Source organism: Nesterenkonia xinjiangensis, assembly GCF_013410745.1.
GTDB classification, from domain to species: Bacteria; Actinomycetota; Actinomycetes; order Actinomycetales; family Micrococcaceae; genus Nesterenkonia; species Nesterenkonia xinjiangensis.
This window is the reverse complement of sequence record NZ_JACCFY010000001.1, coordinates 1,859,384-1,880,883: the sequence shown is the minus strand read 5'-3', so window position 1 is coordinate 1,880,883 and position 21,500 is coordinate 1,859,384. Positions and strand designations below refer to the sequence as shown.

Genomic DNA, 21,500 nt, shown 5'->3' with positions numbered 1-21,500 from the left:
CGTGTTCAGCCGCGCACCGGGGCAGGAGCCCCAGGTCTCGAGGAGTCAGACTCGCCCGGTACGGAGGGCACGGGCGACATCCTGGCGGTCATGCGACTCCGCGATCAGGGCGGCGGACTCCCAGTCATAGGCGACCAAGCGGAACTCGACCTCCCATCGCCCACTCGCGTCATCCAGGACTGCGTAACGCGCGTGGGGCGTCCCGGCCTCCATCACGTGCGGATGCGGTTCGTCGCCCGCATAGGCCGGCCACCCCACGCTCCCCGGGTTGACGATCAGAGGGCCCTGCGCCAGGCGCAGGGATCGAGGGATGTGGGTGTGTCCGCACAGCACCAGAGACCACTCCGTATGAGCACCGAGCCGCGCCCGCACCTCATCGTCGGTGGCCGGACGCACCCCAGTTCTTTCCACGGTCTCCAACAGGTAGGTGAGGTCGTCGTCGGGCGACCCGTGGCATGCGAGCACACCGTCGGTCACGACCAGTGTCGAGGGCAGACTCGCCAGCCAGTCGCGCTGTCGCGCGGTGACGTCCAACATGGCAAACCGGTCTGAGGCACCCATCTCTTCCGGTCTCAGGGTGAGCAGCTGGCGTTCGTGGTTGCCGGCTATCGTCTTCATCCCTGCGTCCATCAGCCGATCTGCTGTCAACCGGGGTGCCACTCCTCCCGAGAGCAGGTCCCCCAGGTTCACATGCTGATCCACGGACTGCTCGGCTGCATCGGCAAGGACCGCGTCCAAGGCCAGCAGGTTTCCATGGACGTCCGAGATCACGGCAATTCGCATCCACCCATGATAGACATGGCGCCGCTCAGGAGATCCGGGCTCTGTCCGCTCCGGAGGCCCGGCTCCTGCTCAGGCTGACGCGCACGGAATCGCGCACGGAATGTGGTTCGCCGGGACCCGTGGGTCGTCTACTCCCCCGAGGCGTCGAGCGCGGACTCGAGACGGGCGACCTTCCCGTCGAGCTCGCCGCTGTGTCCGGGGCGGATGTCGGCCTTGATGACCAGGGAGATGCGGCTGCCGAAGGGCGCCACCGCCTCGGTAGCGCGCTTGACGACCGCGAAGACCTCATCCCATTCGCCCTCGACCTCGGTGAACATCGAGCTGGTGCGATTCGGCAGGCCTGACTCGCGGACCACTCGGACGGCAGCCGCCACCGCATCATGGACGGAGCCGTCTTCGGTCTCGCCCGCATGGCCGGGCTGCGGAGTGCCGGAGGGTGCCACGGAGAATGCAACGATCATGACACCAGACTAGGGACGGACCCCGCCTCCTGGCCAGGGGCGCTCACCGCGGCGATGACACGCGCGGGGAAGTTCGTGGTCATCTCCTGGACCCCCAGCGCCAGCAGCAGCTCGACGTCGTCGAGTTCGTCCACCGTCCATACGCGCAGCCCCAGGCCGCGGGCCAGCCAGGCCTTCACATCGGCACGACGCTCGCGCACATAGTGCATCCCTGGACCGGCCAGGCCGACCTGGGAGTTCCACACCAGGGCCTCGGCGTCCCGGGCAGCTCCGCGCATGACCGCGGAGACCACCGGCCTCACGGCGAAGGAGAGCTTCAGATGCTGCAGACGGCGAGTCACCTGCTGGGCGGTGACCAGGTCGAACAGGGCGCACAGCTTCTCTGCCGGCACCATGTCGGCCAGATGCTGCAACGAACCCGGGTAGAAGCTCATGAACGAGACGTCCACCTGGGGGACGCGGCCGGGACGCCCCTCGGAGTTCCCCGGAGGCGTCGCGCGGCCCGGCATCAGCGAGGTCTCGGGGTCCCAGCCGGAGCGCAGCAGGGCCTGCAGGACCTTCTCCTCCAGCTGGTGCCCATAGGGTGAGGGGTGCTTGAGCTCGACGGCGAGCCCGACGTCCCGGCCGGCGTCGGCCAGCAGCTCCAGCAGCTCCTGGAAGGTCATCAGCTGCTCGGCGGGCCGGCCGTACTCACCGGGCAGCCGGGGGGTCTTCCAGGAGTGGACGTCCAGCCGGCGCATCTGCGCCAGGGTGAGGTCGGCGACGGCGCCGTGGCCGTCGGTGGTGCGACCCACCAGAGGGTCGTGGAAGCAGATGACCTCGCCGTCGCGGGTGAGATGCACGTCGATCTCTATCCCGTCGGCGCCCTCGTCCAGGGCACGCATATAGGCCGCCCGCGTGTGCTCCGGGAACAGCCCCGAGGAGCCCCGATGGGCATAGACCTTCGCCCGGCGCGGCCGACGCGCCCCAGACATCAGATCCAGATCTGCAGGAAGATGGTGCAGCGCGGGGTCCGGGATGCGCCCCACCGGCTGAGCCCGCGCCAGCCGAGGGGCCGGCCCCTGGGCTCCGGGGCCTTCGCGGGACAGGTTCTCGTCAGTGTTCTCACCACGCACGGTGTCAGGCTAGTCTCGGCAGGACAACAGGAGGCGACCCCCGGACGACGCCCCTGGGGCTGGTCGGGTGAACAGCTGGCGAAGCCTGCTTGCGCCGGAGGTGCTCACCCAGACTCCTCGGCCTGGGCCTTCTGCAGAGTCGTCTCGGCGCGTTCGATGCGTCGGCGGGCGCGCTCCAGCCTCAGCTCGCGGCGGCGCTCGGAACGATCTCCTCGGCGCTCCTTCTGGACCGTCCGGCGCTCGGCGCGCAGGCTCTTCTTCTTCCTCCGGCGCTCTCTGCGGTCGGCGCGGTGCTTCTCCCGCTCCAGTGCGTGGCGCATGTCCTCCACCAGCGACTGCGGAGTCTCCTCCGGCAGCTCGCCGAAGGTGCGGTGCGCGGTACGGATGATCTGCCTGGCCAGCATCTGGTTCGCCGCCCCACCCACCACGGCGCCGATGCCGAAGGGGATCGCGCGGGCCACCATCGTGGTGCCCTGCCGCAGGAAGAAGCGCCTCACGAACTGCCGCTTGATCTGGTTCACGACCAGCCCACCCATGCTGGAGGAACTGGCCAGCGTCCGCATCGGCACCAGTGTGGAGACTGGCCCTAGACCACGCCCGCCCACCTGCTCGGAGAGCTCGCCGAGCAGCTGGCGCCCCTCCTCACCCAGCATGATGCCCATGACCAGCAGCTGGGCGCGCTGTGGATCCTCAGTGGAGACACCGGAGAGCTCCGCCACCGACTGTGCGTAGAGTGCGCAGGTCTCCAGGAACCCGCCTGTCGCGACTGCGGAGAGGCCCAACGAGGCCACGGTGCCCACCGTGGGGATCGCCGCGGTCGCGCCGATGGCGGCCCCGGTGCCGGTCATCACCCGGGAAAATTCCTTGTCCAGCTGATGAGCCAGCTGGCGGTTGGTCAGTGTCGGGTGGTTCTTCCGAAGATGACGCAGATTCGCCATCACCAGGGGCCGCTGCACGGTGACGGCACGGGTCAGGAAGCTCTCCGCGCCCGGAGTGAGGCGACCGTCGTCATCGAAGGTCTGCTTGGAGGCGAGTGAGAGCGCCTGCTGGCCGAAGAACGCGGCCGCGGCGCCGCGCATCACAGAGGTGCGGCGGCTCCGATGCTGTGCCGGAGCGCGGCCAGGCCGCGAGCTGCGGGCGGGTGCGGGCGCGCTGGGGGACGGCTGCGAGCGGTCGACCTCGCCGCCACGGGGAATCAGGGAATCAGGAATCATGCTGCAGCTCCGGGGGTTCGGCAGCTCCAGACCGCCGGGGGTCCGACGGCGCAGGAGCGGGAAAGACGTCCTGTCAGGGAGACTAACGCATGGACCCGGATGAACGTGAGGCGTTCAGGAGATGCCCAGGTCCACCCACACCAGGCGATCCCGCAACGAAGCCCCGGCCTGCGGGTCCACCAGGTCGAAGCCGAACTCGCCCTCGCCGGGCCAGAAGACCCCGCTGTCAGTCACCTCAGCCTCGGCGTCAGGAAGCACCAGGGAGACACGACGGTCCTCCTCGCCCTCCACGGCGCGGGTGGCGTGCGGGTCGGTGCCGTCCTCGCTGCCGGGGCGCGCGCTCAGTTCCCGCTCGGTGACGGCCTCCGGAAGGGGATCCTGAACGGCAGGAGAGTCCAGCAGCGGGAGCTCGCGGTCCTCGCCCCGCTCCGCATCCAGCGCGGTGGGGTCGCCCTCCCCCGGGACGGAGCCGGGCTCGCCGGCGATCACGAAGGAGGAGCCGGGGGTCAGGCCGCCGGACTCTCCCGCATCATCCTGGATGTACCAGGAGTCCGCCGGATCGGCGGAGACGTAGTCAGCGATCATGCGTCGTTCATCGAGGGCCCGCTCGGCGTCGAAGCCCCGCGCGTTCTCTTCGGGGGCCTGCCCGTTGGCGATGACGTGCAGCGTCTCACCCTCCTCGCCGACCTCCACGGGGACGTCCCACAAGGAGGTCGAGGCCAGGCGGAGGACTGATTTGTCGAGGTCGCTGTAGTCGGCGTCCGGGAGGGAGTTGTCCGGGATGTCGCTCCAGAGGAGGTCCTGGAAGGTGCGCACCTCGTCCTCGACGATCGGGTGCGCGGAGAAGATCACGATGCCGTGCTGGCCGGGAAACTCCCCGTAGCCGAGGGCGTCGCCGGGACCGCCGATGCGACCGTCCCCGTCCAGGTCAGTGCCCGAGTCGATGCCGGAGTTCGTCGGCGCGGTGTAGACGTAGGGGAAGTCCAGGCCGGCCGGTGCCAGGTATCGGGCGTTGAGAGTCTCGGCGATCATGCCGTCGGCATCATGCGTGACACCGGTGAGGACCATGACATCAGGAGCGTTCAGATGCGCGGTGCGGGCCACGACGCGCGCCGCCGAGTTCATCCCACCCCGCAGCGCCTCCAGAACGGACTCCGGGGAGCCTCCGGTCAGCCCGGCATTCAGGGTGGCCACACGCAGGTCACCGTCAGCCTTCTCCACGGTGGTGTCGCCACCGTCGTCATCCGCCTCGTCAGGCTCCGGGACGGAGATCGGCTGACCTGGTGCCGGGTAGGACGGCATCGTCGGCGTGGAGGGATCCTCCCCGTCCGGCGTGTGCGTCGCCTGTGCTGGAACGGCCCCTCCGAGGAGGAGTCCTCCGGCCAGACCGACGGTGACGCCGAGTGACAGGGTGTGCCGGATCCCGGGCACACACGAGCGTGGTCCTGTGGGCATGCTGAACACCGTAGTCGCAGGGAATGCGCGATCCAACCCGGATCAGGTCAAATCTTGAACAGTTACTGAGGTGTGACCCAGGAGGGGTGTATCGATTCATTTCTGTGACCTCAGCGTGATGTGAATGCATCCTGCCGTGGGAGTGGCCTGCATCACTCCAGGTCGGAGGCCTCAGGACGCCGAAAGCCCGCCCCGGCGTGCCACACGCTGGGACGGGCCTTTTCGACGCCCCGGATCACGAGGCCTCATAGGGCGGGCTGCACCCGCCGCTCAGCTCACTCGGGGTCCGGGTTCTTGGACAGGTGCACGATCGCCGCCACCAGACCACCCCAGACGGTGATCAGCGCGACGAGCATCATCAGGATCGCTGCGGTGTCCATCACCGACCATCTCCTTCCACGTCGGACGACGCGGCGGCCGGGCCCGTGCGGCGTACGCCACCGGAGCCCACCAGCTCGTCGTAGTTGTCCTCATCGATGTCCGGGTCCTCCATGCTCATCGCCGAACGGCTGCTCCACGGAGCCAGCGTCAGCACCACCGAGAGCACGATCACCAGCGCCAGGGATCCCCAACCGAAGGTGGCGACCACCCAAGTGTCGAAGCCGCCGTAGCCCTCGGCGACCTTGTCACTGATGTCCATGTAGAGGAGCACGCCCAGGACGACCGGCATCACGATGCCGATCAGCGTCTTCCAGACCGGGCCCACCTTGAAGGAGCCGTAGGCGTTCAGGCCGGCGGCCAGCACGTCCAGCCGCCTGAACACCCAGGCCACGAGCAGCACTGCGACGAAGGCGCCGCCGACGATGCCGATGTTGTTGGAGAAGGCGTCCACCGTGTCCAGGATGGTCACACCCGAGACTCCGCCGACCAGCACGATCGAGACGATCGCGCTGGAGCCGCCGACGACGGCGACGGTCAGCCCCCGCGACCAGCCGGTCTTGTCCTTCACCGAGGAGATCACGACCTCCAGGATCGAGATCTGCGAGGTGAAGCCGGCGATGGTCAGCGAGCCGAAGAACAGCACGCCCACCAGGGCGGAGGCAGGAGCCTCGGAGATGATCGTCGGGAAGGCCACGAAGGCGAGGCCCAGGCCCGAGGAGACGACCTCGTCCACGGCGGTGTTGGCCGCCATCGCCAGGAAGCCCAGCGCGGCGAAGACGCCGATCGCTGCCAGCATCTCGAACGAGGAGTTCGCGAATCCGACGACCAGGCCGGATCCCGTGGAGTTCGACCGGCGCTTCAGATACGAGGCATAGGTGACCATGATGCCGAAGCCGACCGAGAGGCTGAAGAAGATCTGCCCGTAGGCCTGGATCCACACCGTGGCGTCGGTCAGCGCGCCCCAGTCCGGGGTGAACAGGGCGTTCAGACCGTCTGCGGCGCCCTCGAGGGTCAGTGAGTAGCCCACCAGGATCGCGAACATCACGAACAGCACCGGCATCCCGATCAGCGAGACGGTCGCGATCCCGCGCCGCACCCCGATGGCCAGGCAGACGAGCAGCAGCACCCAGACGGCGATCAGCGGCCACCCCACCTGGGCCACGAAGTCCACCGACAGGCCCGCGCCCTCGGCTCCGCCGCCGTCGTACTCGAGGTACTCGGCGAAGAAGAAGCCCTCAGCGTCATCGCCCCAGGCCTGGGAGAGCGAGAACCATGTGTAGCTGGCCGCCCAGGCGATGATCGCCGCGTAGTAGATGGAGATCAGGAAGCAGATCCCCACCTGGAACCAGCCGATGACCTCGGCACCCGGGTGCAGGCGCTTGAAGGCCATGGGCGGAGAGCCACGAAACTTGTGCCCCACGGCGTAGTCGAAGAGCAGGATCGGAATGCCCGCGGTCAGCAGGGCGATGAGGTAGGGGATCAGGAAGGCGCCGCCGCCGTTCTCATACGTGATGTACGGAAAGCGCCAGATGTTGCCCAGCCCGACTGCCGAACCGATGGCAGTGAGGATGAAGGCCTTGCGGCCGGCAAAGGATTCTCGGACCCTCACGCCGCCGGCCGCACTCGAGGAGCCGACAGAGGTGCTCATGGTCTCTCTCCTGACGGAAGAAGAAGAAATGATTGGATAATCCCTAATATTGACAGAAGTTCTGTGCCATAGTCACCAGTCAGGGCCGCACGGCTTGCCCTGGGCGGACGGCTTAAGGCCTAATGGAGGATGGAAGTCAGTCATTTGAGAATGAGCTGCGTCATGACTCCGACGGCGTCGACGTCTCTGCGACATGCTCACCTGGCCCGAATCGACACGGATGGGCCCGGCGGCACGCAGGGCAGCGCCGTCGTTTTCATGTGTGCGCCATGACCGAAGAGACCGGCCACAAGACCGGACGAGATACAGATTTCTAGGTATCCACAACCAAGGAGGAGTTCATGGCTTCGCCTACCGAAGCAGAAGTGAACCATTGGTCGGTGACGAGCACCTGGCGAAGCCTCAACAAGCCAGTGTTCATCCCGGCTGTACTCATCATCGCCGTCGCGCTGATCTTCGCCACCTGGTACGGCCGGGAGCATGGCGCCGAAGCGTTCGAGACGCTGAACAGCAACATCGTCAACGGAGTCGGCTGGTGGTACATCGCCATCGTGACCGGATTCGTGGTCTTCGCCATCTGGGCAGGGCTCTCCAAAGCCGGCAACATCCGCCTGGGCCGGGACGACGAGAAGCCGGAGTTCTCACTGGTCTCCTGGTTCACGATGCTGTTCTCCGCCGGCATGGGCATCGGCCTCGTCTTCTGGGGTGTGGCCGAGCCGCTCTGGCACCTCGTGGCACCGCCGGACATCAGTGGTGAGGTCGGCGTCGACGCTGCCGGGGAGACCCTCATGGCCACCCAGGCGGAGCTCTCCGGCACCGCCATCGGCCAGTCCCTCTTCCACTGGGGCCTGCACGCCTGGGCGATCTACGTCGTCGTCGGACTCGGCCTGGCCTACATGACATTCCGCCGGGGGCGCCCCCTGGCCATCCGCTGGCTGCTGGAGCCGGTGTTCGGCCGCAAGCTCATCGAGTCCTGGGTCGGCCACCTCATCGACATCGTCGCCATCGTCGGCACCGTCTTCGGCGTGGTGACCTCGCTGGGCCTCGGCGTCCAGCAGATCGCCGCGGGCCTGGAATTCATGGGCTGGGCGGAGTCCAACGTCGGGCTCCTGACCTGGCTCATCGTGGGCATCACCGCCATCGCCACCATCTCGGTGATCAGCGGCGTCCACAAGGGGCTGAAGTGGCTGTCGAACATCAACATGTCCATGGCCGCCGCACTGGCGCTCTTCGTGCTGTTCGCAGGCCCGACCCTGTTCCTGCTCCAGCAGCTGGTGGGCAATGCCGGCGAGTACGCCTGGGCGTTCCCGCAGCTGATGTTCGAGACCGGAGCCTCCTACGCCGGAGGCGACGGCGGCGGCGGCTGGTCAGCCGACTGGACCATCTACTACTGGGGCTGGTGGATGAGCTGGGCACCCTTCGTGGGCATGTTCATCGCCCGCATCTCGCGGGGACGCACCATCCGTCAGTTCGTCTTCGGCGTGCTGCTCGCCCCCACGATGATCGGCATCATCTGGTTCTCGATCTTCGGCTCCTCGGGCATCTACTACCAGCTGACCGAGGGCATCATGGTGGATGCGGAAGGAAACATCGGCACCGAGGCCGCGCTGTTCACCCTCCTGGAACAGCTGCCGCTCTCCTCCATCACCGCGGTGGTGGCGATCCTGGTGATCGCGTTCTTCTTCATCACCTCCTCCGACTCCGGCTCGCTCGTGGTGGACATCCTCTCCCACGGCGGTCGTCCCGACACCCCGCGCCTGACGCGAGTGTTCTGGGCACTGGTGGAAGGTGCGGCAGCGATCATCCTGATCGCTGCAGCCGGGGAAGCGGCCGGTGCCGCCCTGCGTGTGCTGCAGGTCAGCTCCATCGCGGCAGCCGCCCCGCTGTCCATCGTGCTGGTGCTGGCGGTGATCGGCATGATTCGGATGCTGTACTACGAGGGTGCGACGGCGCCCCGCTACGTGCGGATCCGTCCGCAGGCCTCCACCGCCTCGCTGGTGGACGCCGCACGCGAGGTGGCAGGAGCCGAGGAAGGGCCCGCGGTCGAACGGAACCTGCGGAGGATGCTCGCGGGTCAGGGTCGCGCCGTCTCCGGATTCTTCGGCGGCACCTCATCCACCTTGTCCGGGCTTCCCTCGGGGACCGGCCGCGGCACCGTGGACTCTGTCCCGACGACGACCGACGAGATGGTCTTCGCCCTCCACGATGTCCCGGCCCACGCCACGTCGGTGAACCCCGAGACCGGCACGCTCAACCTGGACGAAGAGGCGTACTACCACGATCCGATCGGCCATGAGCAGTTCAGCACTCCCGAGTTCGCGGAGTCTGCTGAAGGGTGGGAGCAGGAGTCCGAGCACATCTACGACGAGCTGGTCGGCAACGGCAACGGAGGCGCCACGAGCGACGACGCCCCGGCCGGTGAGGACGACTCGACGAAGACGTGATGCACTGAGCACCTCCTGGTGACGCAGCAGTGCCCCCGCCCAGTGATCCGGGCGGGGGCACTGCTGCGTCTGGGCCTGTCAGGCCGCGTCGCCTCAGGAGCCGGGGCTGAACTCTGCCGGGTTCGGACCCAAGCGGCCGTCCTTCTCCAGTCCGTCGATGGCGGCGAGCTCCTCCGCGGTGAGCTCGAAGCCGAAGACGTCGAAGTTGGAGGCGATCCGCTCGTCGGTGACCGACTTCGGGAACAGGATGCGTCCCTGCTGCAGGTGCCAGCGGATGACGACCTGAGCCGGGGAGACCCCATGGGCCTCAGCGGCGGCGACCACCGGGGCCTCGTCGAAGACCTGCCCCTGGGCCAACGGGCTCCAGGCCTGGGTGGCAATGCCGTGCTTCTCGTTGGCGGCAATGACCTCACGCTGCTGGAGGAACGGGTGGACCTCGATCTGGTTGATCACCGGCTGGCGACCGCCCAGCTCAGCGATCCGGTCCAGGTGCTCGCCCAGGTGGTTGGACACGCCGATGGAGGTCGAGAGCCCCTGCTCGGCGATGTCCTGCAGGCCCTGCCAGGCCTCCAAGTACTTGTCGGTGGCCGGGGCCGGCCAGTGGGTCAGGTACAGGTCCACGTGGTCCAGGCCCAGCTTCTGCAGGGAGGTCTCCATCGCGGCCTTGGCCTCGGCGCGGCCGAAGTCCGAGACCCACAGCTTGGTGGTCACATAGAGCTCCTCGCGCGGGATCCCGGAGGCGGCGATGGCGCGCCCGACGCCCTCTTCATTGCCGTAGATGGCGGCGGTGTCGATGTGCCGGTAGCCGACCTCGAGGGCCTTGGCGACCACACGCTCGGCATCATCTGCCGGGACCTGCCAGACGCCGAAGCCGAACTGCGGGATCTCCGTGCCGTCGTGGAGTGTGACAGTGGGTACTGCAGTCATCGATTCCTTCTCTCTCACGGGTTCACTGGCGAGCGAGAACGCTCACGGCAGGTGCGAACCACACCGGGCCCCGGTTCATTCCAGCAACCACCGAATTGATTCCATCGATGCAACAAAGAGTGTCCGCCCGACGACGGCAGAGCCGGCGACGTCGATCCCGGCGAGGATCAGTCGGTTGACCCGGCAGTCCCCGGCTGCCAGACTCCCCGCGACATCACACCGGTGACCTGAAGGTCATCGTCGAGCAGCACCAGATCAGCACGATTCCCCGGCGCGAGCGCCCCGACATCCTCGAGCCCGACCATCCGGGCGGGATTGGCCGTGGCCGCGATCAGCGCCTGCGCCAGCGGGATGTCGGCCGTCAGCACGCTGTGCCGCACCGCCGCCGAGACGGTCAGGGTGGAGCCCGCGATCGAGCCCAGCTCCCCGGAGGCCTCGACCACCCGCGCCTCGCCGCCGTCGACCCGGACCTCGAGGCTGCCCAGCCGATACCGGCCGTCGGCGGCGGCAGCGGCGGACATGGCGTCCGAGACCAGCACGCAGCGCTGCGCCTTCGTGGTGAAGGCGAGCCGCTGCACCGAAGGATGGACGTGGATCCCGTCAGCGATGAGCTCCACCCAGGCCTCCGGGTCCTCCAGCAGGGCGGCGATCGGCCCGGGCCTCCGGTGGTGCAGCGACGGCATCGCGTTGAACAGGTGCGTGCCCACGCTGGCTCCGCGCGCCAGCGCCTGCCGGGTCTGCTCATAGCTGGCCTCGGTGTGGCCGACGGCGGCGACGACGCCAGACTCGACGATCCTGCTCACCGCCTCCATGCCGCCGGCCAGCTCCGGAGCGAGGGTGACCATGCGGATCAGACCGGTGGCGAGGAACTCGTCGAGCACCTCGGCGTCAGGATCCCGCAGGTGCTCCTCGTGGTGAGCGCCCCGGCGCCGAGAGTTCAGCCACGGCCCTTCCAGGTGGACTCCGGCGATCTCACCCGAGTCCACCAGCGGGCGCAGCCCGGCCAGCGAAGTACGCATGGCCGGGTACGGGTCGGTGACCAGGGAGGCCAGCATGGTGGTGGTCCCGTGACGCAGGTGGGCGGCGCGCGCCGTCCGGGCGGCGTCCGGACCGTCGAGGAAGGAGGCTCCACCCCCGCCGTGGACGTGGACGTCCACGAAGCCCGGGGACAGCACGCCTTCGGCGATGGTCACCTCCGCAGGCTCAGGCGGCTCACCCGGCCCCGCTTCGACGATCACCTCCCCCCGGAGGCGAACCCACCAGGGGGAGATGTCGCCGTCGGGCGTGAGAGCGGCCGACGCGTGGACAAGGGTCATGCGCGCTCTTCCGAGGCCGGGGTGGACTCGGCGTCGTCGTCCTCACGGCCGGGGGTCTTCAGGTTCCACACTCGGATGACCACACGGAACAGGACGTAGTAGAGCGCACCATAGGCCAGGCCGATCGGAATCAGCAGCCAGGGGTCAGTACCGATGTTCCAGTTCAGCACGAAGTCGAACAGGCCGGCGGAGAAGCCGAAGCCCATCTTGATCTCCAGGAAGTTCACCAGCGCCATGGCCGTGCCGGTGAGGAAGGCATGCAGCACATAGAGCGGGAACGCGACGAACATGAAGCTGAACTCCAGCGGCTCGGTCACACCGGTCAAGAAGGCAGTGAGGGCGCCGGCGCCCATCAGACCGCCGACAATCTTCTTCTGCGACGGACGAGCCGCGTGGTAGATCGCCAGGGCAGCTGCCGGCAGGGCGAACATCATGATCGGGAAGAAGCCGGTCATGAAGGCTCCGGCCGTCGGGTCCCCGCTGAGGAACCGGGCGATGTCGCCGTGGACGACGGAGCCGTCGGCTGTCTCATAGGAGCCGAGGATGAACCACGGCGGGTTGTTCAGGATGTGGTGCAGACCCAGGGGGATGAGCAGGCGGTTCATCATGCCGTAGACGAACCCGCCGAGCACCGCATTGGCCGCGACCCACTCGCCCAGCGCGGTGATGCCGGAGTCGAACAGCGGGTAGATGAAGCTCATCAGCACCCCGATGATGATCGCCGCCAGGGCGGTGACGATCGGCACGAAGCGCCGTCCGCCGAAGAAGGCCAGGTACGGGGGCAGTTTGATCCGGTAGTAGCGCTGCCACAGGAACGCCGCGACCAGACCGATGATGATGCCGCCGAGCACATGGAAGTTGATCATCGCCTGCTCCTCACCCTCTGCGGGCGCACCGAGGATCAGCGGAGACATGGCCTCGGTGACGGCGTCGTAGACCAGGTAGCCGATCAGCGCGGCGAGCGCGGTGGAGCCGTCGGCCTTCTTCGCCATGCCGATGGCCACGCCGAGGGCGAAGAGCAGCGGCAGGTGGGCGAAGAGGGCGTCACCGGCGCTGCCGACGACGGAGGCGACCTGGTCCCAGCCCAGGCCGTCGGCCCCGAGGAGGTCCGGCTGACCGAGGCGCAGCAGCAGCGCCGCGGCCGGCAGCGAGGCGATCGGCAGCAGCAGGCTGCGGCCGAACTTCTGCACGGGGGCGAGATTGACCTTCGGCATCTTCGATCTCTTGGTGGTCTCTGTGCCGCCGTCGGCGGGTTCAGTTGAGCTCACGGGAGTGCTCCTTCCAGGGGCGAGTGCATCGGTGGTGTCTGGGCGGTTCTGTGTGAAGGTTCTGTGCGGAGTCGTGCAGTTCAGGAGGGGGACGTCTCGTCCCGGCTGAGGCTCATGTGGACCTGGTACCGGTCCCCCCGATACCGGGAGACCACGTGCTCCACGGGCTGGCCTCCGGAGTGGGAGACGCGCCGGAAGACCAGCAGCGGCGTGGCGATCTCACTCTCCAGCAGCTGAGCCAGGGAACGGTCCGCGGACTCGCCCCAGAGGGTCTGTTCGGCGGAGTCGATGGACACCCCGTAGTCGGAGGCGAAGATCTCATAGAGGGACCCGGTCAGGTTCCGCCGGTCCAGCTCGGGGAAGAGCGAGACCGGGTACCAGCCGTTCTCCAGCGCGATGGGCCGGTCATCGGCGCAGCGCACCCGGGTCAGGGCCCACACCTTCCCTCCTGAGCCGCCGCCCGTCATGCCCAGCGAGGCAGCTGCCTCGGGAGGGGGCTCGACCGCCTCGCAGCTGATCAGCCGGGTGGTGGGACGCAGTCCGCGGCGACGCATGTCCTGAGTGAAGGAGGCCAGGTGGAGCCGGCTCTCCAGCCGAGGCTCCACGACGAAGGTCCCCTTCCCCTGAACCCGGCGCAACAGCCCGTCGACGATGAGCGTGTCGACCGCCTTGCGGACCGTCGCCCGCGAGACCCCATAGGTGACCATCAGGGCGCGCTCCGAGGGGACCATCACCCCGGGGCCCAGCTCCTCGGAGGCCATCCGGGCGAGCACGGCGCTGAGCTGGATGTGCTTGGGTTCAGGGCCGCCTGTGATGACGGCCTGGTCCGAGTGAGCCCCTGCGTCGGCCACGTGATCCACCTCTCGACAACTCCTCGCCGGATTGATACGGTCTGGTACGTACCAGTTGACTATGGCGGTCATCACACATGTTGTCAAGACCGCCACCACCGCTCCGGCTCTCCACGTCGGACCGTTCCCGAAAGCAGGTGGAGATGACCACACAGATGGCGCGGGAGACCGCCGAGCAGCCAGAATCCCTCCAGCACACGATCGAGGCCCTCCTGGACACCCCGGAGACCCTGGACGCCCTGGGTGCCCTCTTCACCGGCCGACGTCGCGTGCTCTTCGCCGCCAGAGGAACCAGTGACAACGCCGCCGTCTACGGCCGCTACCTCCTGGAGACCCAGGCCGGGGTGCTCGGCGGACTCGCCTCCCCCAGCGTCGCCACGCACTACCGGGCCGATCTGGACCTCCGAGACACCGTGCTGGTGAGCGTCTCCCAGTCCGGCCGCACCGAGGAGATCGTGGAGACCCAGCGCTGGGGACGCGGCCGCGGCGCCGCCACTGTGGCGATCACCAACGGCGCCGACTCCCCGCTGGCCCAGGAGGCCGACGTCGCCCTGGTCACCCAGGCGGGCGATGAGCTCGCCGTGCCCGCCACGAAGTCCTACACCGCACAGCTGGTCGGAATGGTCCTGCTCAGCGTCGCCGCCCTCCGTCAGGACGGCGACGTCGCCGCCGCCGCGGCCCTGGAGGATCAGCTGCGACGAGCCCCCGCACAGGCCGCACGGATCCTGCAGGCCCGCGCCGGTGTGGACCCCGCCGTGGAGACGCTCGGCTCGCACGCCACCACCGTGGTCACCGGCCGCGGTCTGCTCATGGGCACCGCCCTGGAGACCGCGCTGAAGATCGAGGAGACCTGCCTGCGTCCGGTGCGAGGCTACTCCTACGCCGACCTGCGCCACGGCCCCATCGCCGCCGTCGGGGAAGGGGTCGCCGCCGTCGTCCACGCCGCCGCCGACGGCCCGCTGAGCACACCCATGGTGCAGCTGGCCCAGGACCTCGCCGACCGCGGGGCGACCGTCATCGGCGTCGGCGGCTCCGCGGAGTTCCAGCGAGCCGTCGGCGTCCATGTCCCTGGAGCGGAGCTGCCTGAGACACTGGCACCCCTGGTGAACATCATCCCGATGCAGCTCGTCGTCGAGCAGCTCTCCCGCTCCCTGGGACTCTCCCCCGATGCACCCCAGGGCCTGGCGAAGGTGACCCGCACCGACGCCTGACTCCACCTGCCCTCACCGTGTTCCATCACCGCACACCCGTAGAATCATTGAGAGAAGGAGCCCATCATGGCTGACCGTGCAGAGCAGATCCTCGCCGGACTCGGAGGATCGGACAACATCATCGAGATCGAACCCTGCATCACCCGACTGCGCACCGAGGTCGAGGACGCCTCCCAGGTGAACGAGGCCGCGCTGAAGGCCGCGGGCGCCCACGGCGTGATGATCAGCGGCAACGTCGTGCAGGTCGTCGTCGGACCCGAGGCGGACACCATCGCCGAGGACATCGAGGACCTGCGTTGACCCGGGTCGCCGCACCCTGCCCCGGCCGGGTCCTTCCGCTGACGGAGGTCCCGGACCCGGTGTTCTCCTCCGCGATGGTGGGCCCCGGCATCGCCCTGGACCCGGCGCCGGAGGAGACCACCGTGGGCGCACCCGTTACGGGGAAGGTCATCAAAGTCCACCCGCACGCCTTCGTCATCCAGGGCGAGGACGGGGTGGGCATCCTGGTCCACCTGGGGATCAACACCGTCCGGCTCGAGGGAGAGGGCTTCGAAGTCCTCGCCCAGCAGGGCGACCAGGTGACCCAGGGCGACCCCATGGTGCGATGGACCCCCGGGAACATCAGCGGAGAAGGCATCTCGACGATCATCCCGGTGGTGGCGCTGGACCAGCCCGCCGACTCCGTCACCCCGACGGACGCATCAGAGGTCTCCCCAGGGGACGCCCTCTTCGACGTCGCCGGTTGAGCGTCCCGCACCTCCGCGGTTCCACATCAGCACCCCTGGTCAGCGGGCCGCGACTGCCTTACCCTGACACTCAGGGACCGCGTCCGCGAGATGTCGGGCGCGGGGCACATGCCAGGCACTGAGCAGAGGAGCTGCGATGACCACCACCCCGGATGCGGCGGCGAAGCGGGCCGTCGCGGGACGAGCCCTGCTGATCCTGGCCGCCCTGGCCGCGGCCGCCGCCGCGGGGGCGAGCATCGCCCAGCTGGGCGATGCAGGCTCCGAGCATCTCCTGAACGAGGCCTGGCGCGGCTTCGGGCTGGTGGTCTTCGCCGGACTCTTCGCCCTGGTCGCCTGGCGCCCCACCGGCTACCCAGGGGTGCTCGAGCTGGCGTTCCTGCACAAACTCGGCCTGGCACTGTTGGCCTGGAGCCAGCTGGACACCGCCGACGGCGCCTGGGCCACCCTCATCATCGACGGCCTGCTCGCCCTGGCTCTGCTGGTGGCGTATGTCCTGCTCGGCTCGCATCGGGCCTGGCGGCGTGCCCGGCCCGCTGACGCGGCGGCCGACGTCCCCGCGACCAAGGGGTCGGGGGCCACGGGGTCTGACCGGAAGATCACGGGCAGGAAGAGCAGGGACTCCGGCCCGCGGGAGTCCCTCGAGGCCACCAAGCCGCTGCCCGCCGATACGGCGGACCCTGCCCGTGGGGCCGGTCGCCCCACCGGTGAAGGCACCGGTGAAGGGGACGGCGGCGACACTCACCCGCAGGGACCAGGCGGCGCGGGCCCGGGCGGCATCCCCCGCCCGCCACGCTCCTCCCGCTGAGCAGCGGCCCCGTCGGGGTCGTCACGGCGTCGCCACAACGATGTCGGATTCCTGCTGGCACCAGGGACCCGACTGGCGCATGCTGGTGCTGTGCCGATGACCCTGATGCTCGACCCCGACGCCTGCGTGAAGGCCGTGCGCGCCCGTGACGCCCGCTTCGACGGGCGGCTCTACGTGGGCGTGACGAGCACCGGAATCTACTGCCGACCCAGCTGCCCTGCGCCGCCCCCGAAACGTGAGCACCTGACCTTCCATCCGACCGCCGCCGCGGCTCAGCGAGCAGGCTTCCGCGCCTGCCGCCGCTGCCGCCCCGAGGCCTCCCCCGGCTCCCCGGACTGGAACATCCGGGAGGACACCGCCGCCCGAGCGATGCGGCTGATCGCCGACGGCGAGGTGGATCGCTCGGGGGTGGAGGGACTGTCCGCCGCCCTGGGCTACAGCTCCCGGCAGGTGGAGAGGGTGTTGCGCGAGGAACTCGGCGCCGGCCCGCTCGCCCTGGCCCGTGCCCAGCGCGCCTCCACCGCGCGGACCCTGATCGAGGGCACCGGGCTGAGCTTCTCCGAGATCGCGTTCGCCGCCGGGTTCGCCTCGGTGAGGTCCTTCAACGAGACGGTGCGCGCAGTGTTCGCCGCCTCCCCCACCGAGCTGCGCGGCGCGCGCCGCAACGGCCGCGCCTCCGCGATCCGCCCGACCCCCGCGGCCCCGCATCTGCTCACCCTGCGCCTGGCCTACCGGCCCCCGCTGCATGTGCCCAGCCTGTTCGGCCACCTCATCGCCACCGCCGTGCCCAGTGTGGACACCTGGCACCCTCAGGAGGCACCCGGACATCCCTCCGGCGGTGTTCTGCACCGGGCGATGCGCCTGCCCCACGGTGCCGGCGTCGTCTCCCTGCGTCCCGACGACGGGCACCGCGGGTGGATCGAGGCGCAGCTGCGGCTCACCGACCTGCGGGACCTGACCTCGGCGGTGCAGCGCTGCCGGCGGATGCTGGACCTGGACGCCGATCCGGTGGGGATCGACGACGCCCTGCGCACCGATGAGGACTTTGCGCCGCTGGTGGCGCGCCTCCCGGGCTGCCGGCTCCCCGGGAGCCCGGACCCGGAGGAGCAAGCCTTCCGCGTGGTGCTGGGTCAGCAGATCTCCACCCAGGCCGCCGGCACCATGGGCGCCCGACTGACCCGCGCGTTCGGCGAGCCGCTGCCCGAGGCACTGCTCCTGCCCGGAGGCCCCACTCACCTGTTCCCCACCGCTGCATCACTGACCACGGCCGAGGACGATGCGCGCTGGCCCGGGATGCCAGCCTCCCGCCGAGCCACCCTGCGTGGGCTGGCCGAGGCGCTCACCACCGGAAGGCTCCGGCTCGACGTCGGTGCCCCCTGGGCGGAGGTGCGCCGCGAGCTGACGGCGCTGCGCGGCATCGGCCCCTGGAGCGTGGAGATGATCGCGCTGCGCGGGCTCGGGGACCCCGACGCCTTCCCCGCCACCGACCTGGGTACGCGCCTGGCCGCCGAGGCCCTGGGGCTCCCCGGGGATCCGCGCCGACTGGCCGGGGCAGCCGACGCGTGGCGCCCCTGGCGCTCCTACACCACCGCGCTGCTGTGGGCGAGCAGCGACCACGCCGTCGCCCGCCTGCCACAGAACCCGTCCCTACAGAAGGAGACCCTCCGATGAGCTCCAGCCACACGACCACTCCGATCACCACGCTGTCCCACTCACTGTCCCACTCGCTGATCGACTCACCCGTGGGTCAGCTGGCCCTGGTGACCGACGGCCAGGCGCTGACCGGGGTGTACATGCAGGAGCACCGCCACACCACCGTGAAGAGCTGGGGCGAACGCGTAGGCCGTCGGGAGGCCGCCGACGTCGTGCAGTGCGCCGGGAAGCAGCTGGACGAGTACTTCACCGGCGAACGACAAGACTTCGACCTGCCGCTGGCCGCCGTCGGCACCGAGTTCCAGCGGGCCGTATGGGCCGGGCTGCGTGAGATTCCCTACGGAGAGACGTGGACCTACGGGCAGCTCGCCGCGCATCTGGGACGAGCGGGGGCCTCCCGGGCCGTGGGGCTGGCCAACGGCCGCAACCCGATCTCGATCATCGTGCCCTGCCACCGGGTGATCGGCGCCGACGGATCCATGACCGGCTACGGCGGCGGGGTCCCCCGCAAGGAGCAGCTGCTGGCCCTGGAGCGCGGTGGCCAGCTCCCCCTCGATCCGGGCGGGCAGAGCCAGACAGACGACCAACTCCCCATCGAGTGGGGGATTCACGACCACTCACAGCCGGAATCGGCGACTTAGCGGTAGGAGATTCCCCCACTCGATGAGGGGCGGGGAGTGAGGGGCGGGGAGTGAGGGGCGGGGAGTGAGGGGCGGGGAGTGAGGGGCGGGGAGTGAGGGGCGGGGCTCAGGTGGAGGGGCTCAGGGGAGGAGATCAGGCCCAGCGGAACTCGACGCCGCCCCCGAGCGCGCTCTGCCTGGCACTTCGCTCGGCCTCGGCTCGCTGGCGTGCGAGACGCATGGGCCGCTCCGCCGCCGCGCGCGGCCGTGGGCGGCGGCGTCGACTGGGGGATTCGTGAACGCTACGAGCCAGATTCAGCGGCTCAGCGGTGGCGGGCTCCCCACCCGACGTGTTTCTCGGGGTGGGGACATCCTCGCCTCCACCCTGGGGCCTATCCTCGGGTCCCCCTTCGGGCCCTCCCCCGGATCCGTCCCCATGCTCGTCCTCGTCGACCATCCGCTGGCTGACCCGCAGCATCGGGTAGAGCAGCGAGAGGCCCAGGAGCGCCGCCGCGGAGATGAACACCGCCGGCAGCCCCAGGTGCTCGCCGACCAGACCACCCAAGAGCGCCCCCAGCGGCATGAGCCCGAAGCCGACCGTGGTGACCGCGCCGATCACTCGCCCCAGCGTGGCACCGGGGACCAGCCGCTGCAGCAGCGTCATCGCCACCACGTTGCCGGTCATGTTGAAGAAGCCCATCACCGCCGCACCGATGAGCAGGGCATCGAACCGCGGCAGCAGCACCGGCAGCACCAGCAGCGGGACCTGGAGCATGAACGCCCCAAGCATCATCGGCACCTCAGGGATCACGATGCGTATGCGCTCCACCAGCAGGGAGCCGACGACGGCGCCCACCGCGCCCGCCACGGCCAGCAGCGGGTACTGGGCCTCCGTGAGGCCCACGGCAGACCCCTCCCCCACCACCCAGAGGATGTAGACGGCGAAGTAGGCTGTGGTCGCCAGATTGGCGGCGCAGGACATCACCACGATGGGACGCAGCACCCGGTGTCCCATGACCAGCCGCAGGCCCTCGAGGACCGGCCCCAGCCCGGCAGGCTGGTCGGGTGCAGGCCGATCGGGCGCAGGCTGGGCACCCTCGGCCCGGGAGACATCACCGTCACCCGGCCCAGCGTCGCCGGTCCGGCCGGCCCGGAAGTCACCCCGCAGGCCGAACATCAGCAGCAGCACGGCCGCCACACAGATCGCCGCCGGCACTCCGATCACCCAGCCGGCGCCGAGGATCACCAACAGTCCCGCCACCGGGCGTCCGATGAAGTCGTTGAAGATCTTCTCGGCGGCCATGGTGCGCCCGTTGGCCGCGGCCAGCCGCGAACGCGGCGCCACCTGCGGGACCATGGTGCGCCCGGCCAGGTCTGCGAAGACCTGGGTGAGTCCGTAGAGACCCATGAAGCCGATCAGCACGGCGATGCTCAGCGCCCCGGCCAGGGCGACCGCGACCAGGCCCACCATGATGACCACCCTCACGGAGAGAGCCAGGATCCGGACCCTGCGGCGGTCGGCACGGTCGATGACGGCCCCGGCCAGCAGCCCGAAGAACAGCCACGAGAGCCAGAACAGGGCCGAGAGCAGCGCGATCTCCTGCGGAGAGCGGGTCAGCGAGACGGCGATCAGTGGGATCCCGGTCATCAGGATCCCGTCGGAGAGGTTCGCCAGCGCCACGGTGGCCAGATGGGCGTTGAACGGGCGGCCGAGCGGCTCGCGCCGGAGAGGAGTGGCTGCCTCGGTGTCGCCGGCACTGCCGACCTCGGTCGCGACGGCGACGACGCCGCCGTCGTCGTGCTGCTCCGGTGTGGTGGTGTGCGCCATGGTGACCATCTCCGTAGACTGGTGCCGAGAAAGGTTTGCAGAGATTTCTCTGCAACGATGTCTATGCAAAGGTATCTCTGCATATGGATGAGCACAAGACCCCCCGGCCGAGAAGTTCTGCGCCCGACGATCTCGAGAAGCTGCCCGGCGAGGCAGATCTGCAGATGGATTCGAAGACCATGAAGGCCTTCGCCCACCCCCTGCGGATGGCCATGTATTCGTATCTGAGCGACAAGGGATCAGCCACGGCGACCCAACTGGCCAAACACCTCGACGAGAGCACCGGGCAGACCAGCTACCACCTGCGCCAGCTGGAGAAGCACGGCCTCGTGGAGGAGGACCCGGACCGCGGCACCGGCCGGGAACGCTGGTGGAAGCCGGCCGGGTTCAGCCTGCGGGCGGAGCTGCTCAAGGGCGATCCCTCCCAGATGCCGGTGGCGCAGGCCCTGTGGCAACATCAGATGCAGGAGCGCTTCCAGACGCTGCGCCGATGGATGACCAATGTCACCGAGGAGCCGCAGCACTGGATCGAGTCCTCCGTGGACTCCAACTCCACCTCGACCATGTCCGCCGAGGAGATGCGCGCCATGCGCGACGAGCTGATGGAGGTCATCGAGCGGCACACCGACGCCTCCGAGGCACGCGTCAAAGCCTCAGGACCCGGCGACGACGACCGCCGCGCCCGCGTCTACCTCAGCGTGCTGCCGCTGCCCTCGCCCGTCGATTCACGGGAGGACGCCGAGGGAGACTGAGCAGCTTCACACCCCGGCCGCC

General features: G+C 69.2%; 20 protein-coding genes. 8 read left to right on the top strand and 12 right to left on the bottom strand.

From position 1 onward, the window contains the following. Positions 1-45: 45 nt before the first annotated feature. From HNR09_RS08580 to HNR09_RS08550, 7 genes are all read right to left on the bottom strand, one after another. A complete protein-coding gene (locus HNR09_RS08580; RefSeq protein ID WP_179541654.1) occupies positions 46-783 on the bottom strand; it encodes a metallophosphoesterase family protein in 738 nt (245 codons plus the stop codon). Between the two features lie 128 nt (positions 784-911). After that, positions 912-1,244, bottom strand: coding sequence for a thiamine-binding protein (locus HNR09_RS08575; protein ID WP_179541653.1), 333 nt, complete (start codon positions 1,242-1,244; stop codon positions 912-914). Continuing rightward, positions 1,241-2,359, bottom strand: coding sequence for a glycerophosphodiester phosphodiesterase (locus HNR09_RS08570; RefSeq protein ID WP_343047495.1), 1,119 nt, complete (start codon positions 2,357-2,359; stop codon positions 1,241-1,243). Before HNR09_RS08570 ends, HNR09_RS08575 begins: the two co-directional genes overlap by 4 nt. A 104-nt stretch (positions 2,360-2,463) precedes the next feature. Continuing rightward, complete coding sequence (locus HNR09_RS08565) at positions 2,464-3,573, bottom strand: hypothetical protein (RefSeq protein WP_179541652.1); 1,110 nt, start codon at positions 3,571-3,573, stop codon at positions 2,464-2,466. 114 nt (positions 3,574-3,687) lie between these two features. After that, positions 3,688-5,028 (bottom strand): endonuclease/exonuclease/phosphatase family protein, encoded by a 1,341-nt coding sequence (locus HNR09_RS08560; protein ID WP_179541651.1) that lies wholly within the window; start codon positions 5,026-5,028, stop codon positions 3,688-3,690. A 275-nt stretch (positions 5,029-5,303) separates the two neighbouring features. Next, positions 5,304-5,408: a methionine/alanine import family NSS transporter small subunit gene (locus HNR09_RS08555; RefSeq protein ID WP_179541650.1), complete on the bottom strand. Its 105-nt coding sequence runs from the start codon at positions 5,406-5,408 to the stop codon at positions 5,304-5,306. Beyond that, on the bottom strand, positions 5,408-7,057 hold the full coding sequence (locus HNR09_RS08550) for a sodium-dependent transporter (protein ID WP_179541649.1): 1,650 nt from the start codon (positions 7,055-7,057) through the stop codon (positions 5,408-5,410). Before HNR09_RS08550 ends, HNR09_RS08555 begins: the two co-directional genes overlap by 1 nt. Positions 7,058-7,398: 341 nt before the next feature. On the opposite strand from HNR09_RS08550, the gene HNR09_RS08545 reads away from it, so the two are divergent. Next, positions 7,399-9,501, top strand: a complete 2,103-nt coding sequence (locus HNR09_RS08545) for a BCCT family transporter (RefSeq protein ID WP_179541648.1) — start codon at positions 7,399-7,401, stop codon at positions 9,499-9,501. Positions 9,502-9,594: 93 nt separating this feature from the next. Here the strand turns inward: HNR09_RS08545 and HNR09_RS08540 are convergent, their stop codons facing one another. The 4 genes from HNR09_RS08540 to HNR09_RS08525 form a co-directional block, all read right to left on the bottom strand. Then, positions 9,595-10,428 (bottom strand): aldo/keto reductase, encoded by an 834-nt coding sequence (locus HNR09_RS08540; protein ID WP_179541647.1) that lies wholly within the window; start codon positions 10,426-10,428, stop codon positions 9,595-9,597. A 167-nt stretch (positions 10,429-10,595) separates the two neighbouring features. Further along, the gene (nagA, locus tag HNR09_RS08535; protein ID WP_179541646.1) at positions 10,596-11,744 is read right to left on the bottom strand and encodes an N-acetylglucosamine-6-phosphate deacetylase; all 1,149 of its coding nucleotides are present in this window, start codon (positions 11,742-11,744) and stop codon (positions 10,596-10,598) included. Further along, on the bottom strand, positions 11,741-12,958 hold the full coding sequence (locus HNR09_RS08530; protein WP_179543109.1) for a PTS transporter subunit EIIC: 1,218 nt from the start codon (positions 12,956-12,958) through the stop codon (positions 11,741-11,743). Before HNR09_RS08530 ends, nagA begins: the two co-directional genes overlap by 4 nt. Positions 12,959-13,092: 134 nt before the next feature. Further along, a complete protein-coding gene (locus tag HNR09_RS08525; RefSeq protein ID WP_343047494.1) occupies positions 13,093-13,872 on the bottom strand; it encodes a GntR family transcriptional regulator in 780 nt (259 codons plus the stop codon). Between the two features lie 134 nt (positions 13,873-14,006). On the opposite strand from HNR09_RS08525, the gene HNR09_RS08520 reads away from it, so the two are divergent. From HNR09_RS08520 to HNR09_RS08495, 6 genes are all read left to right on the top strand, one after another. Continuing rightward, complete coding sequence (locus HNR09_RS08520) at positions 14,007-15,074, top strand: SIS domain-containing protein (RefSeq protein ID WP_179541644.1); 1,068 nt, start codon at positions 14,007-14,009, stop codon at positions 15,072-15,074. Between the two features lie 66 nt (positions 15,075-15,140). Next, positions 15,141-15,374: a PTS sugar transporter subunit IIB gene (locus tag HNR09_RS08515; protein ID WP_179541643.1), complete on the top strand. Its 234-nt coding sequence runs from the start codon at positions 15,141-15,143 to the stop codon at positions 15,372-15,374. Beyond that, a complete protein-coding gene (locus HNR09_RS08510) occupies positions 15,371-15,820 on the top strand; it encodes a PTS sugar transporter subunit IIA (RefSeq protein ID WP_179541642.1) in 450 nt (149 codons plus the stop codon). The genes HNR09_RS08515 and HNR09_RS08510 overlap by 4 nt, the downstream gene beginning before the upstream one ends. A gap of 136 nt (positions 15,821-15,956) precedes the next feature. Continuing rightward, positions 15,957-16,625 carry a hypothetical protein gene (locus HNR09_RS08505; protein ID WP_179541641.1) on the top strand — a complete coding sequence of 223 codons (669 nt, stop codon included), beginning with the start codon at positions 15,957-15,959 and terminating at the stop codon, positions 16,623-16,625. A gap of 96 nt (positions 16,626-16,721) precedes the next feature. Then, entirely contained in the window at positions 16,722-18,296 is a 1,575-nt protein-coding gene (locus HNR09_RS08500) for an AlkA N-terminal domain-containing protein (protein WP_281366343.1), read from the top strand. Beyond that, positions 18,293-18,919, top strand: coding sequence for a methylated-DNA--[protein]-cysteine S-methyltransferase (locus tag HNR09_RS08495; RefSeq protein ID WP_179541640.1), 627 nt, complete (start codon positions 18,293-18,295; stop codon positions 18,917-18,919). The genes HNR09_RS08500 and HNR09_RS08495 overlap by 4 nt, the downstream gene beginning before the upstream one ends. A gap of 133 nt (positions 18,920-19,052) precedes the next feature. On the opposite strand, the gene HNR09_RS08490 is transcribed toward HNR09_RS08495, so the two are convergent. After that, positions 19,053-20,735, bottom strand: coding sequence for an MFS transporter (locus tag HNR09_RS08490; protein WP_179541639.1), 1,683 nt, complete (start codon positions 20,733-20,735; stop codon positions 19,053-19,055). Positions 20,736-20,809: 74 nt separating this feature from the next. Here HNR09_RS08490 and HNR09_RS08485 point away from each other — a divergent pair, with 74 nt between their 5' ends. Beyond that, complete coding sequence (locus tag HNR09_RS08485) at positions 20,810-21,478, top strand: winged helix-turn-helix domain-containing protein (protein ID WP_179541638.1); 669 nt, start codon at positions 20,810-20,812, stop codon at positions 21,476-21,478. The last annotated feature ends 22 nt before the right edge of the window (positions 21,479-21,500 follow it).